General features: G+C 72.4%; 16 protein-coding genes. 11 read left to right on the top strand and 5 right to left on the bottom strand.

Annotated elements, in window-relative coordinates:
* From AE652_RS20135 to AE652_RS20105, 8 genes are all read left to right on the top strand, one after another.
* On the top strand, positions 1 to 1,800 hold a 1,800-nt coding region (locus tag AE652_RS20135), incomplete at its 5' end, for a transcriptional regulator (RefSeq protein ID WP_369808310.1).
* A 111-nt stretch (positions 1,801 to 1,911) separates the two neighbouring features.
* A complete protein-coding gene (locus tag AE652_RS20130) occupies positions 1,912 to 2,265 on the top strand; it encodes a hypothetical protein (RefSeq protein ID WP_049653494.1) in 354 nt (117 codons plus the stop codon).
* A gap of 84 nt (positions 2,266 to 2,349) precedes the next feature.
* On the top strand, positions 2,350 to 2,931 hold the full coding sequence (locus AE652_RS20125) for a hypothetical protein (protein ID WP_049653492.1): 582 nt from the start codon (positions 2,350 to 2,352) through the stop codon (positions 2,929 to 2,931).
* An 88-nt stretch (positions 2,932 to 3,019) separates the two neighbouring features.
* On the top strand, positions 3,020 to 3,274 hold the full coding sequence (locus AE652_RS20120) for a hypothetical protein (protein WP_049653490.1): 255 nt from the start codon (positions 3,020 to 3,022) through the stop codon (positions 3,272 to 3,274).
* A 704-nt stretch (positions 3,275 to 3,978) separates the two neighbouring features.
* On the top strand, positions 3,979 to 4,110 hold the full coding sequence (locus AE652_RS49025; RefSeq protein ID WP_255357440.1) for a hypothetical protein: 132 nt from the start codon (positions 3,979 to 3,981) through the stop codon (positions 4,108 to 4,110).
* Between the two features lie 152 nt (positions 4,111 to 4,262).
* A complete protein-coding gene (locus tag AE652_RS20115; protein ID WP_049653487.1) occupies positions 4,263 to 4,565 on the top strand; it encodes a hypothetical protein in 303 nt (100 codons plus the stop codon).
* Positions 4,566 to 4,570: 5 nt separating this feature from the next.
* Positions 4,571 to 4,891, top strand: a complete 321-nt coding sequence (locus tag AE652_RS20110) for a hypothetical protein (protein ID WP_049653486.1) — start codon at positions 4,571 to 4,573, stop codon at positions 4,889 to 4,891.
* 174 nt (positions 4,892 to 5,065) lie between these two features.
* On the top strand, positions 5,066 to 5,446 hold the full coding sequence (locus tag AE652_RS20105) for a hypothetical protein (RefSeq protein ID WP_049653485.1): 381 nt from the start codon (positions 5,066 to 5,068) through the stop codon (positions 5,444 to 5,446).
* A gap of 367 nt (positions 5,447 to 5,813) precedes the next feature.
* Here the strand turns inward: AE652_RS20105 and AE652_RS20100 are convergent, their stop codons facing one another.
* The 4 genes from AE652_RS20100 to AE652_RS20085 form a co-directional block, all read right to left on the bottom strand.
* The gene (locus AE652_RS20100) at positions 5,814 to 7,112 is read right to left on the bottom strand and encodes a hypothetical protein (protein WP_049653483.1); all 1,299 of its coding nucleotides are present in this window, start codon (positions 7,110 to 7,112) and stop codon (positions 5,814 to 5,816) included.
* 58 nt (positions 7,113 to 7,170) lie between these two features.
* Positions 7,171 to 7,335: a hypothetical protein gene (locus AE652_RS46455; protein ID WP_159028500.1), complete on the bottom strand. Its 165-nt coding sequence runs from the start codon at positions 7,333 to 7,335 to the stop codon at positions 7,171 to 7,173.
* A gap of 16 nt (positions 7,336 to 7,351) precedes the next feature.
* Positions 7,352 to 7,819 (bottom strand): hypothetical protein, encoded by a 468-nt coding sequence (locus AE652_RS47405; protein WP_049653481.1) that lies wholly within the window; start codon positions 7,817 to 7,819, stop codon positions 7,352 to 7,354.
* A 566-nt stretch (positions 7,820 to 8,385) separates the two neighbouring features.
* Positions 8,386 to 8,985 (bottom strand): hypothetical protein, encoded by a 600-nt coding sequence (locus AE652_RS20085; protein ID WP_049653480.1) that lies wholly within the window; start codon positions 8,983 to 8,985, stop codon positions 8,386 to 8,388.
* Positions 8,986 to 9,088: 103 nt separating this feature from the next.
* Here AE652_RS20085 and AE652_RS20080 point away from each other — a divergent pair, with 103 nt between their 5' ends.
* A complete protein-coding gene (locus tag AE652_RS20080; RefSeq protein ID WP_049653479.1) occupies positions 9,089 to 9,316 on the top strand; it encodes a hypothetical protein in 228 nt (75 codons plus the stop codon).
* Between the two features lie 522 nt (positions 9,317 to 9,838).
* Positions 9,839 to 10,483: a hypothetical protein gene (locus tag AE652_RS20075; protein ID WP_049653477.1), complete on the top strand. Its 645-nt coding sequence runs from the start codon at positions 9,839 to 9,841 to the stop codon at positions 10,481 to 10,483.
* A gap of 7 nt (positions 10,484 to 10,490) precedes the next feature.
* Here AE652_RS20075 and AE652_RS20070 read toward each other — a convergent pair whose 3' ends face one another.
* Positions 10,491 to 10,988, bottom strand: coding sequence for a hypothetical protein (locus AE652_RS20070; protein WP_159028499.1), 498 nt, complete (start codon positions 10,986 to 10,988; stop codon positions 10,491 to 10,493).
* A 506-nt stretch (positions 10,989 to 11,494) separates the two neighbouring features.
* On the opposite strand from AE652_RS20070, the gene AE652_RS20065 reads away from it, so the two are divergent.
* Complete coding sequence (locus AE652_RS20065; protein ID WP_159028498.1) at positions 11,495 to 13,240, top strand: hypothetical protein; 1,746 nt, start codon at positions 11,495 to 11,497, stop codon at positions 13,238 to 13,240.
* Positions 13,241 to 13,829 lie beyond the last annotated feature (589 nt).

Below are 13,829 nucleotides of genomic sequence, written 5' to 3'. Positions count from 1 at the left end.
CCGTCGGCGGCGCGGCGCGGTACACCGTCCCGCGCCGCCACCGGTGCGGCGTCGCGGGGGCGGAAAACGGCGGCGAGGAAGCCGGCCGCCGAAGCCGGGCCGTCCGACTGGGAGCAGGCGGCGGCCGCCAGGTTCCCGTCCGGGCCGCTCGCGGTGGTGGACGTCGCCCCGTCCGGCAAGGGCCTGGTCGCCTACCTCGCCGACGGCACCCAGGCGTCGACCGCGCCGGTGGGGCGCACGCTGGTCGACGTCGTCGAGTGGGCGCTGGAGCAGCGGTTCGGCTCGCCGCGCCTGCACCGGCACGGCAAGGACGGCGACGCCCTGGTCGTGCTCACCGACGCCGCGCTCGCGGAGATCGGCCTGCCGCCGATGGGCCGGGACGAGAAGAAGGAGTTCGTCCCCCGCCTGGGCCGGCTCCCGAAGACTCACAAGGCCGTCAAGCAGATCGAGAAGGCCGGCTGGCTGCTCACCCAGCGCGGCCTCGGGCCGTGGGCCCGGGTCTACCGCACCCCCGAGGACGGCAAGCGCCAGTGCGTGCAGCTGTGCATCCCCGGCTGGGGCGCGCTCGCCTCCGGGGGCTGGCAGATGCCCGACGGCCTCGCCGACCCCGGCCTGGCCCGCCTGCTCGGCACCTACGCGAAGCGTGTTATCACCCCCCGTGGTTCCACCGCTGTGACGGGCCTCGACCTCGTCGGCGCCCAGCGTCCGCCCACCCGCGCGGTGCGCACCGACGCCGGCTGGACGTCCGGGCCGGTGGAGGGCTCCCGGCCGAAGGACGCCTTCGATCCGGCGCCTTCGGAGGTTCCGGACATGCATCCGCTCGCCCAGGGCCGCGAGCCGGGCGGGGCGCTGGTCACCGAGGCGTGGGACTGGTACCGCGAGCTCACCGAGCAGGAGCAGGCGGCACCGTTCGCGGTCGGCCTGGACGTCAACATGGCGTTCCTCGCCGCCGCCGGCCGCCTCACCCTGCCGCTGTCCGGCCCGGTGCACGAGCAGGGCCCCGCCTTCGACCCGAAGATCCCCGGGTCCTGGCTGGTCGACCTGTCCGGCCTCGACACGAACCCGCTGCTCCCCTCACCCTTCACCGCGGACGGGTCTCGGCCGACGGGGCCGGCCTGGTACTCCACCGCCAAGGTGGCGTACGCGGTGGAACTCGGCGCCACGGTGCGGCCGACGGAGGCGTACCTGCGGTACGAGCACGGCCCGTACCTGGACCCGTGGCACAAGCACCTGCGCAAGGCCTACCTGGACACGATGGCCGCCCTCGGCGTCCCGCTGAACATGGCGGACACCGATCCGGTGGCGTTCCTGGACGCCATGGCGAACCTCAAGGCGACCGGCGACCCTGCGGAGCTCGCGGTCCTTCACGCGATCAAGCAGACCGCCAAGGGCACCATCGGCAAGATGCGCGAACGCCCCCGCGGCCACGGCTACAAACCCGGCGAGCGCTGGGCCGCCCTGGAGCGCCCGACCTGGGACCCCCTGATGCGCGCTCTGATCGTCGACACCGCCACCGTCAACCTCCACCGCAAGCTCCGCAAGATGGCCGGCGACACCGGCCTGCACTGCTTCGCGGTGCTCTCCGACTGCGCCGTCTTCGCCTCACCCGGCCCCGGCGCCCTCGACATCCTCACCAAGCAGGACGGCACCCTCACCACCTCGCTGCGCCTCGGCGTGTCGCCCGGCCTGGTGAAGTTCGAGGGCTCCCGGCCGATGCCGGAGATCACCGAGCTGCTCGCCGACGACACGAACCCGGCCCGGCACATCAAGACCGGCGGGATCGTCTCCGCCGACGAGTAGCCGGCGCCCCGGCCGGGCCCGCGCCACGCGGCCCCGGCCGGGCCCCGCGCACCGCACGACCCGTCAGCAGCGGGCCGCCAGGACCGGCGGCCGGACCAAGGGGAGGACCCGATGGAGCACGACTCGCGCGCCGAACAGCTCGCCGCCGCCTACTGGAACCACACCCGGACGAACTCGGTCGCCTGGAGCCGCCTCAAGCCGGAGGTCCGGGCCGGGCTGACCGGACAGGCCGACACTTGGCTGCGCGCCGCCCTGTCCGCGGGCATCGTGGCGCCGGCCGCCGCGCCGAGCGAGGACCACACCGCCCTGTGGCTGGACGACCAGGGCGGCGTGTGGAACGACGTCCCGACCAGCGCCGGCGGCGACCTGGCACTGCCGCTGGTGACCGCCCACGAGGAAGCCGTCTTCCGCCGCGACCTCGAAGACCGCGGCCACCGCCTCACCCTCATCGGCTGGACCCGCTGAACCCGACCGCCCGGCGCCGGACGCCGGGCGGTCCCCACCACCACGACCACCATCACCACCACGACCCCGAGGAAGGACAGCCCGATGGGGGAGATCGACGAGGGCCTGGAGCGCGCTGAGCGCTCCCGCCCCATCCCGGTGCACCTGAACACCCGCGTGCGGTTCCTGTGGGAGAAGGTCGCCAAGAACGACACCAAGCGCCTGGCCCGGGCCGCCGGCGTCTCGGTGCGCACCGCCCAGCGCTGGGCCCACGCCCTGACCGCCCTGGCCGAGGGCGAGCTGACCGGCGACATCCCCATGACGAAGGCCAACGCCGCGAAGATCGAGCAAGCGGTCCGGGCGGCCTGGCAGCCGCGGGTCAGGCAGCGGGTGCGCCACGCCGCCGAGACGAAGGGGTTCATGCTCCACATCCAGGCGACCTTCGGCTACTCGGCGGCCGGCGGCTCGACCGACGACCCGCGCGAGCGCATGATCACGCAGAAGATGCCCGGCTCCGTCGCCCAGCGCCTCTACGAGGCCCGCGACGCCGGAGCGACCCAGGCCCAGCAGGAAGCGATCCTCGCCGAGGCCCTGCGCGACGAATACTTCAAGGACGGAGGCCGCCGCGGCCGCGGCCTCGACGTCGAGCTCAACGACATCGCCTGGATGGACCTGGAGGGGCTGTAGTCCTGCTTCCGGCACCTGCACCGGCACCGGCACCGGCGCGCGGCGAAGGCCGACCGACCGGTGCCTCCCCGACTTCCTGGAGGCTGCGTTGACTTCGCCGTACCTGGTCGACGGTCAGCGCGTGTACGCGCCCGCCATCGGCGGCCGCACCGCCGTGCTGCACCTGGCCGTCCTGATCGGCCGCAGCAGCGCGCCGTGGGCCGGCTGCGGCCGGGCGAACCGCCTGGCCGAGGACGGGCTGCTCTTCGCCGACGAGGTCGGCACCGCCCGGCTCTGCGCCGCGACCGGCTGCACCGGCCAGCCTTGGAACCGGGGCCGCGGCGCCCGCCCGGCACCCCGCTGACCACCCCGGGGCGACCCCGTGTCGCCGAAATACCGGCTCCGGCCGCCCCGAAAGGGGCGGCCGGAGCTTTTATGTATCGGCCGCCCGAATTTCCGGAATTCGAATGGAGGAAATTCCTGAAACGAGCAGCACACCCCCGGTGACGGCGAGCAGTCGTTCCTGGTCCGTGTACACCGCGACCAGAACGGCGTCCCGGCCGTCCTGGCCCGGCGCCGTCACCACCCGCCACGCGGCATCGCCGTGGTCCAGGACGAGCGGGCACCGCGCGCGGCACCCGGCACGGGCCCGGCGCCAGCCAGCGGGCTGTGCACCGTACTGGCCGATCTCGCAGGCCAGCCGGACGCCGAGCGCGGCGCGAAGGCCAGCCGGTCCCGACCTGAAGAAGAAGGAATCGACTTCCAGGGCAAACGGCCAGGCCGCTCCGCCCAGTAACTGGCTTGCCGAAGTAAGGGCCCGTCCCCGCGGAGGGGTGGGCCCTTCCGCATGCCCCGACGAAGGAGACCACACTGCCGACACTGCACTACGCCCCCGCCGCCGCCCGCACCCTGCACTGCCTGGAACGCCGCCGCACCGGTGCGGCGAAGCTGCGCCGGGTCCGGCGCGCGCTCGACCAACTCGCCGCCGACCCGCGCCACCCCGGCCTGCGCACCCACCGCTACCACGCCCTGCCCGGCCACGTCGGACGGCGGGTCTTCGACTCCTACGTGGAGACCGGCGCCGACGCCTGGCGGATCTACTGGACCTGGGGCGAGGACGCTGGCGCCGACCACCGTGGGGCCGGCGGCCAGGACAACGGCGCGGTGCTCACCGTGCTGCTGATCGGCCCGCACCGCTGACCGGCCGATTCTGCCGCTGGGTCCGCTACGGTCGAGTAGGGGTAAGTGGGATTTACCCACCTGCCCCGAGTGGGTACGGTGGTGGTACCGACAACGAACCGACCCCCTTTAGCTCTACGCCCAGGGGGACCACCAGGAAGTTCAGGACCTATATGACGATCATGCAGAGTGAGGAGTTCGAGACAGTCGCCGAGACCGAAGTCGACAGCCGCGGCCGGGTCTCCCTCGGCCGGGCCGGCGCCAAACCGGGCCGCCGCTACCGGGTGGAGTCCAACCCGGACGGCGTCCTGCTGCTGACACCCGTCGTCTCCATCCCGGAGCGCGAGATGCAGGTGTGGACCAACCCGCTGCTCGCCGAACGCATCCGCGCCGGCATCGAGCAGGCGCAGCGCGGCGAGACCGTCGATCTCGGCGACTTCTCGAAGTACCTCGACCACGAAGATGGTGAGGAATAGAGCAGGTGCACGTTCTGCGGTTCACCGAAGACGCCGCCGAGACGCTCCGGCGCCTGGCGGCCGGCCCCAAGGCCGACCCGGTCAAGCTGAGGAAGGTCCGCAAGGCCCTCGCCCTGCTCCAGACCGACCCGCGCTACCCCGGCCTGCACTCCCACCAGTACGAGGCCTTCCCCGGGCACACCGCGGAGAAGGTCTGGGACTCCTACGTGGAGAACAACAACCCGTCCGCCTGGCGGATCTACTGGACGTACGGGCCGGACGAGAAGACTGACCAGGGCGAGCCGGTCTCGGTCATCACGGTGCTGGTGATCGGCCCGCACCAGTAGGTGCTGCCCGACCGGACCGATGCGCCGGCTGAGGTCGGGTGCGAGCCGGCGGCGGACCGCATGGGTGCTGCCGTCGGCCGCCGTCGACACGCTCGTCGGCGGCCGCCAGGTCCAGTAGCCGGTCTGACCCTGCGGTCTTGTCCGGCGGGGCTTCCCGCCCCGTAGGCTCCTCCCGTGCCTGATGACATCACTGTTCCCGACGACCTGATCGCTCTGCAGCTGGCGGCCCGGGCCGCGCAGCGCGCGGCCGAGGAGTTCACCGCCGAGATCGCGGCGGAGGCCCGTACAAGATTCCCCGCCCCGGAGCAGTGGCTGGAGCGGTTGTGTTGGCCGGCCGACCCGCCGGCGGGTGGCTTGCAGGACGGGCCCGCCGCCTCGTTCTGGCCGCCGGACCTCACCGAGCGGCTCCGGCAGCTGCGGGAGGACGCCGCCACCGCCTGGACGAAGGCGGGTGGGCATCCGGCCTTCGGCGAGGCCAGAGCCGAAGGCCGGTACCCGAAGTTCCTGACCGCGCTGCACAAGTGCATCAGCGAGGCCGAAGCGGCGACCGCCTGAGCGGAGGCCCACCCGACCGCAGCTGCCTCGCCCAAGTCCCGCCGCGCCCGGACACCTGGACCGAGATGGCATGTCCGCAGCCGAAAAACCCAGGTCAAAGCCCTGGCCACCCGCCGACCGGCGGGTCTAGCATTCCCGCCACCGCAGCCCCACCGCAGCCCCACCGGGCCGCCGAGCAGAGCAGCCGCGCCACGCCACCCCGGCGCTGCTGGCCTCCCGCCGGCCGGGCCCCGCGGACCACCCCCTGCTCCCCCGGGACCCGGCTGCCGGGTCTATCGGTTAGGGCGGTCGTCGGGAGCGGGCCGCATGCTGCATCTCGGCCTCCCACAGGTGCCGGCGTCCGGCGGCGAGCTCGCGGCGGACCTGGCTATGGGCGCAGGAAGTCGACAGTGCAGTTGATGCGCTTGCCGAGATCGCCACGTGTGTAAGGTCCGCTCGCGTTGAGCGCAGAAAGGTTGTTTCCGAGGTCATATTGGACGCGTCGATGGTGCGCGCCGATGCCCTGGAAGACCATCGGTACCAGCTTGAGCATGTGTACGTCGGTCCGCCCCGGAGTGGTGAACCAACCGTTCGAAGGGAAGAAGCGGTCGAACGCCTCAAGCGCTGAGGGGATCTCCTTAGCCGGAATGCCGGAGTATGTCGACATCCACTCGAACTCTTTGCCTTTCCGGTCTTCAAGAAAGAACCCGCCCCAGCCCCAGAGGAACTGCTGCCAGAAGGTCGGGTAGAGACGGAAGTTGGGCTGCTTGCGTAGCCAGTCCATGCCGGTTTGGAAGGTCTCCGGAAGGCTGTGATAGCCCAGTCCCAGGAAGACAAACTTCCCGGTCTCCGACACCAGGGGTGGCGGGCCGTCCGGGTGCTCCACCGCGTAGTCCACGGCGGCTTTGAGGATCGCGAGGCGGGCCCGGTGTTCGAGATACATGCAGGCCTGGAGATCCGGGTGCTCGCCCTGCCGGAGTGCGGCCTGGTAGCTCGGGCTCTGGGTGGTCGCCGAATGCGGGTTGAAGGTTCCGCCGTCGAGCTCACGTGCATAGCCAAGGGTCAGCTTGGGGTGCTCACGGTAGGCCTCGTACAGCATCGCCAGGGACTCCTCTGGGGCCCTGGCGAAGAAGGTGCCGTCGTTGATCAGGCGGTAGTACGACTTTGCCTCCCGGGCACCCAGGGAGCCTGCCTTCGCGCGGTCGTGGATGGTCTTGACGAGCTTGCGCTCGACACCGTAGGAGTGTCGCCACAAGCCGATGAGGCCCGACTCGGTGAAGGAACCGAAGCCTTTGGCCTCGAAGTCCTTTGGGGCAGTCGTGAAGTCGTCGAAGCAGACAACGTCCAAGCCGAGAGGTTTCATACGGTCTGGAGCGGTCTTTCGGTCGCCCCATTTTTTGACGAAGAAGGCCCCGCGCTCAAGCCCGAGGTAAGTCATCCACCCGACTACCTTGAACAGGTCGGTGTAGCCCCAGCCCCCACCCTTGACCTCGATAATCCGCCGCACGATCCGCTCGGGTGCATAGTCCGTGGTGAAGATATCGAGTTCGAGGATGTCCGCTGGATCTGATTCCACCAACTGCTTCTCAACGAAGTGGCCAGAGGCTTGGAACAGCGCGGCTATGTAGTCCTCAAGCTCGTCGCCTGCCCCGGGAATGTCCGGCAGCTTTACACCGCTTGTGCTCATGTGTGGTTCCCTCCTGTGGACGAGACCGACTTTATCCATCGCACTGGCAATGCGGAGCTCAACTAGTCCTCGGCCTGCTCCAGGACCCGTCGTCGTAGGCCTCGACGACCTGGTACGTCCACATGCCCGGCAGGACGTCGCGGCCTACCAGCCGGTGCTCGACGAGGTCGGCCTGCTCCTGGTGGCCGGCCTCGCGCAGCAGACGCGCCGCTTCGGCGAGCATCCGGCCCGCGGTCCGGTCACGGCGTAACCGGCCCGCTGCCAGGACCCGGCGCCCTGAACCTCTCGACATAGCGGTTCGCCGATCCCCGGTCGAGCGTGATGCCGTGGGTGAGCAACTCGGCGAGCAGCGCCTCTGTGACGGCGTTGCGGCTGCGCGGGTCGCCGGGCCGCACCCGCAGGCGGTACAGCAGCTCCAGCGCGTCCTTCTTCGTCGCACAGCCGGCCAGCCGCTTGCCCAGGTCCTTTTCGTCGTCCGGCGTCCGAGCGGGAGGCACGATGGCGGCCGGCGCGGCAGGAGGGGTGGCCGCCAGGCGACCGAGCTGAGCCTCGATCACCGCGAAGGCGACACCGGCCGGGGCGGCACGGCCCAACCGCGCACGCAACTGCTCCTCCGCGACGGCCACGGCCGCGCGGGCTTCGAGGACCCGGTCCACACTGCGGACCAGCTGCTCCCGGGCGTCCTCAACCGAGGTGTCGGCTGTCACGACCGACGAACGAGCACGGCCCCGGGGAGGTCACCATGTGCGGGCCGTCCGGTTGACGCGCCTTGCTGACCTCTCACTGGCCGGGGGCCGCAGGCCACCCCCTGCCTCCCCGGGACCCGGCTGCGACCCGGGAGATCGGTGTCGTCGGCGCGGACCAGGGCGAGGTGACCGCGTTCTCCGCCACCGACACGCACGTCCTGTTCACCCGGCTCCAAGTCGTGTACCCCGGCTAGACCGGGCGTGGCGTTCGGCTGCGGGCCCGCCCCGCACGGCGCCGTAGAAACCGGGCCGGCCGCGCCGCGCCCGCTACGCTGCTGCCGGTGCCCGCCGGACCCGAGACGCACACTCCGGGCCATCACCGGCGGGCACCATCGCATCAGCGATCGGCAGAAGGAGCCGACGGCGGCCGAACGCGAGCGCACCGTACGGCTGCCCGTCGCCGCCCAGAACGACCTCCCGGCCGGCGGCCCACCAGTCCACCTCGCCCCCTCATCAAGGTCACACGGCCGGTGAGTTTCGCCCTGTAACGCTAGGGAGTTTCGCCCCGCCAAACTCCCCGCCACAGGTCAGGACCGGTGCGACGCCGGTCCCGCCGCGTGCGGTGCCACGTCGGCGGCGCGGCCGGCGGCGACGGCCTGGTCGAGGTGGTGGGCGAGTTCGGGCAGTTGCCCGACCGGGTCGTTGTCGACGGTGATGGTGCGGGGCATGGCCAGGGCGATCGCGCCCACCGCCGCCAGGGCGAGGCCCTCGCCGGTGGTCAGGCCGGTCTCGTGGACCAGGACCAGCCCGCTGAGCACGAAGGCGAGGTTCTCGTCCACGCCGCCTTCCTCGTCGTCCTCGGGGTCCAGGTCCCGGCCGCAGGCGGACACCGCGGCCGCGTACTCGGCCAGGCGCCGACTGCCGGCACGGGCGGCCAGCCCCTCCACCCACCCGGCCGCCCGCCCGGCCGCGGCCGCCGCGATCCCCACTGCGGCCGCGATCTGCGCGCGGTACCGTTCCTCGATCCGCTCGGCCTCGGCCGCCTCCGCCGCGTCCTGCCGGGCCCGGGCGGCGCGGGCGGCCTCGAAGGCGGCCCGCTCAGTGGCGAGGACCGACACCGCACCACCACCGCCGTGTCCGTCGTCGCCGTGCTCCCGGTCGTCGGGCAGGGGAATCAGGTTCGTCATGACCGGTGAACCCGGCCGCCGCTGTTCGGGTTACGGCACCGGGCGCATCGTCCGGTCCGACGCCCCCGCCAGGAAGAGCGCCCGGGGTGACAGACTGCCAGCCATGAGTGATCAAACCGGCCATCCGCCCCGGCGCCCGCTGGCCCAGCCGTTCTCGCACGCGGGCGACGCCGCCGACGAACCGCTCGCCGAACGGCTGCTCCCGGCCGAGCGCCTCGGCTCGCCGTTTTCCGCCCCGACCGCCTCCGAGGCCGAGCCCGGTCAGGCCCTCCTGCAAAGCAGCCGGCGACGCCTCGGCCCCGGCGGCCTCGCCGCCCAGGCCCCCGCCTGACCCAGGCCGAGCCGGGGCTGCCTGCCCGAGTACGGTAGGACAAGGGGCACAGCAGCCCTGCCCCGCCTTGCTGGGTTTCGCCCCGTTGCCCGGCGCGGGGCGAAACCCAGCAAGGCCGTCGGACCCGGTGGCTACGATCCCGGGCATGGACAGCGCCCAGCCGACCGCCGCCACCGACCAGCCGGCCCCTGGAGAGGAACCGGTCCGGCTGTGCGCGCGGAAGGGCTGCTCGAACCCCGTCCCCGTACCGCGCACCGGGCGGCCGCGGACCTTCTGCTCGCGGTCGTGCCGCAGCAAGGTTGACCGCGCCAAGGCCAAGGCCCGCGAAGAAGCAGCACAAGCCGCAGCAGGCGCCGCTGCACCCGACCCGGCGGCCGCCGGGGCCGACGGCGCCCTGGCCCGCTGGGGTGAGGACGGCCGACACCTCCTCGGCGTCGCGGGGGCGCTGCGCCGCCGGCTGACGCGCTTCCTGGAGGAGGCCACCACCGGCGATCCGGCCACGGCGTTCGCGGAGCGGCCAAGGTGCTGCCGGTCTATGGCACCCGCGCCTACATGGCCGCGCAGGACGTCCGGGACAAGGCCCGCTGGCCGCAACTGGACGAGCACGAGCGACTCATGGCTCGCTCGTGCGAGCGGATCGACCGCTGGGACCACGACGAGGACCCGGGCGACGCCGCCGTCCCGGGGGAGACAAACGCCCCGCGAGGCGAAACCCCGACCACCCCCGCTCCGGTCGGGCAGCCGCCCGCCCCCGCCTCCGCTCCTGAGCCGGACGCCGGGCCGGTGCCGGCCCAGCGGTCGGCGGCCGCCACGGCCGAGCAGGCCCGGCGGGAGGCCTGCACCGATCCCGAGCGCCGCTTCGACTTCCCCGACCTCCTGGACGACCTGGAGGTGACCTTCGGCCCCGGCTGGGAGCTCGGGGCCTGGCTCACGCCCGAGGCTCAGGGCGTTCTCCAGCTGCGCCTCGACAGCGAGCCGGTCGGCTGGACCGCGCCTCTGCCCGACGGGCCGTGGGGACAGGCCGGCTGGATCGCCTGCCTCTACCAGCCGGACGGCGCCCGGCTCCTCGTCGACACCTTGTCCCGGCCCAGGACCCTGCCCACCGCGGACCTGGCGCTGGACGCCATCCTGCGCGCCCACCAGACCAGGGCGGCCTCCGCCCGTTGACCCGGCCTCACCAAGCGCCCGGGCCGCCGTGGTGGTGCCGGGCGATCGCCTCCAGCAGGGCCTGCCGCGCGCCCCACAGCCGGCCTTGCTCGGCGGCCAGGGCGTCGGCCGCCCACACCGGCATCGGTCGCCCGAGCGCCGCCTCGTCCAGTGCCTTTGCCAGCGCGGTGTCGGCCTGCTTCCAGTCCTCCAGCTGCCGGACCAGGCCCCGCACGAAGATGTCGACGGCCCTGGCCGGGTCCCGCCCGTCCTGGCGGGCCTCCTGGGCGACCTCGCCGAGGACGTCCTCGTCCAGGTCCTCGAACACGGCCTCCCACCGCGCGGCCACCAGCCGCTGATGGTCGGCCAGCACGCTCTGCAGCCCGTCGTCGACCGACTCCTGCGACCAGGGAAGCGGGGACCGCGGCGCCCGGCCCACGACGGCGAAGGCCCGGCCGGCGACGCCCGGCCCCAACCCGGCGCCGCGCCGAGGGCGGGGAGAGGAAGTGCTGCTCGTGCTGCTCACCCTCGCTCCAACGCGGCCGGGCCTCCGTTCGTCACCCCGCACCGCAGACCCGGGCGGTGCGAGGCCGGCCGACCCGGCGCGCGCGGCCTGCCCGGGGTACGGTTCTGATCAGAGCCTGAGCCGCCGTCACGGCGCGCGTACGGGCCCGGCGAGGCGAAAGAGGCCGCTGGAGTTCCCCAGGTGTATCCCCGGGGCCGTCCCCGGGTGATGCCCCGGGGGGAAGCATCCGCCGACCTTTCGACATTTCCCCAGCTCAGCCCCAACATTCGAGCCGCCCAGGGATGCCGACAACCCTCTCCCTTCCCTTCTTTGAGCTGTTGGTGGTTGGTGGTGCAGTTGGGTAGGGCGGGCTCGGGTTCACCGCCAGGTCCAGTGCTGCCCTACCCGCTCCATCGCCGCTGGGGCCCTCCCCCTTCCCGGCCGGGGAGGCCGGGCGCCTCCCGATGGTCGGCGCGCGGTGAGGCGGGCGGCGGCGAGCGGCGGGCGGGGCGGGCCCGGTGTCGGTGGTGTGCGGTACAGCAGAGAAGATCACCACCACGAACACCAGGGGGCAGGGCATGGACCACGACCAGGACGACGACCACGGCGGCCAGGGCGAGCGGCACGGCGACGAACAGCCGGCCCGGCCCGGTCGGGTGCACTTCCGCCGCTCCGCCCGCAACCCCAACGGCAGCACGGCCCCGCTGCGCGCCGACGTCCTCGCGGCGCTGGGCGTGCTGAAGATCGCCACCTACAAGCAGCTGCACGCCCTGATCGCCGCCGACGAGTACCGCGACCACCACCGCGTGGAGCACGTGGCCGAAGCGGTCCGGGACCTGGAGAAGCACAAGCTGGTCGACGTCCGCGGCACCACCTCGCCGCCGGGCCGCCGCCCCGCCCCCAAGACCGCCCCGCTCACCGGAGAAGCTGAGGGAGCCGGAGGAGGCGAGGGGACCGCGAAGCCGAAGCCGGGCGGGCCCGGCGCGGAGAAGATCGTCGGCCTCACCCCGCTCGGCCTGGCCGCCGCCGCCGAAGCCCTCGGCGACGACCGCGACATGGGCGGCCACGCCCGCGGCGCCGGCCTCACCGGCGCCCCGCACGCCATGCTCGTCAACGAGCTCATCATCACCGCCGTCACCGGCACCACCACCCACGGAGCCCCGCCCCGCACCGACAAGCGCCAGGCACCGCCGCGCCGCGCCCTGCCCACCGGCCCGCTGCCCGGCGGCATCGAGGCCTGGGCCACCGAGACGCCCCACACCATCACCGGCAAGGTCAACGTCATCCCCGACGCCGTCGTCCGCCTGCCCGAGCTCGGCATCCCGGTGGCCTTCCTGGAACTCGACCGGGGCACCATGACCGACATCCGCAAGGTCGCCGGCAAGCTCGACAACTACAAGCGGTACTTCGACCGCACCGTCCACGACGGCGGCCAGGAGCGCCTGGAGGCCGAGGTCCGCTACAACGTCCCCGAACCCGCCTACGGCTACCGGCACCACCGCGCCGTCCGCCCGCCGGTCCTGTTCGTCCTGGACCAGGGGACCAGGGGCAGCCGCCCCCGCTACAGCCCCGAGGCCCTGGAACAGCGCCTCGAAGACCTGCGTAACGCCACCTGGGAGCACTGGCAGGGCCAGGCACACGAGCAGGAGGGCGTCACCTACGCGACCTTCGACGGCAAGATCCCCGTGGTCGGCACCACCGTCGAGCGCCTGCGCGAGCACGGCTGGCAAGGGCCGATCTGGTGGCGCTTCGGCCGGCCCGGTCGGCACTCCCTCACCGACGCCCTCAACGACGAACCCAACTGGGGCCTCATCGCCCAGCGCCGCCAGGAACGCGAGGACCAGGAACACGCCGAACGGGAGCAGGCCGCCAAGGCCAAGCAGGACGCCGAGACGGCGAAGCTGCGCAAGGTGCTGCTCGCCGCCCGAGCCCACAACGACGCCCTGCACCCCTGCCACACCTGCCACGGCCCCCTCGGCGGCACCCACGACTCCGAAGACGAGCTGGACGAGAACGCCCACCCGGACCGCCTGGAATGCCCCTCCTGCGACCGCCAGCGCCGCACCGACACGCGCCGGCCCATCGTTCTGGACCTGCCCACCACCCGCGCCCTGCGCCGCGCCGAGAGGCACGGCCCGCCCAGCGACGACCCCTGGTGGAACGTCCGCCTCCTCCACGCAAAGCGCTGGTCCAAGTACGACCGAAGCAACGGAGAAATTCCCCACAGCATGACCCAGATTTCCCACGGCCGCTCAATTCCAGAACGGTACTGAAAACACCGAAGAAACATGCTGCGCATTCTCTAAACGAGAAGAGCGCCGAAATGCCGAGCGGAACGGGTTTCCACAGGCCATCGAGAACACACTCAAACCATGGCAAGAAAAGAGACCCGACAGGAAAGCTGCCCACTCCACACCAAATACACAGCATGCAACCCCGGAGCTGCGCTGTGCCTCTTCCCCGCGTCTGGCTGATGCCGGCCGCGCGGTTCGGAGGCGGGCGGGGCGGGCCGGGGGAAGCCCTGCCCCGCCCGAGCACGGTCCGCCCGAGGCCTGCGGCAGGAATCCCCGACAGGTGAATTCTGAAACACCGGCCGCTAGCGCCCGAGAGGCTGAAGGTCGGGAATTCAGCCGGAAGGCTGATAGAATCAGAGCGCAGAGTTTTCGGGATTTTTGGCACTCACAGAAAGTCCGGAGATTACGGGTCGGCACCCCGCTTACGGCGGGATCGCCTGACAGTCCAAGACTGATACACCGGGCGGGGCGGGCATCCGTCTGCCGGATTGGCCTGGATCATGGTCTAGACCAATCCGGGCGTGGATGCGATGTCCGACCCGCACGCGCCCCCTCGGGGCCACCCTCC

The sequence above is a fragment of the Kitasatospora sp. MY 5-36 genome (genome assembly GCF_001182915.1).
Classification (GTDB): domain Bacteria; phylum Actinomycetota; class Actinomycetes; order Streptomycetales; family Streptomycetaceae; genus Kitasatospora.
This window is presented reverse-complemented; position numbering and strand designations above follow the sequence as displayed.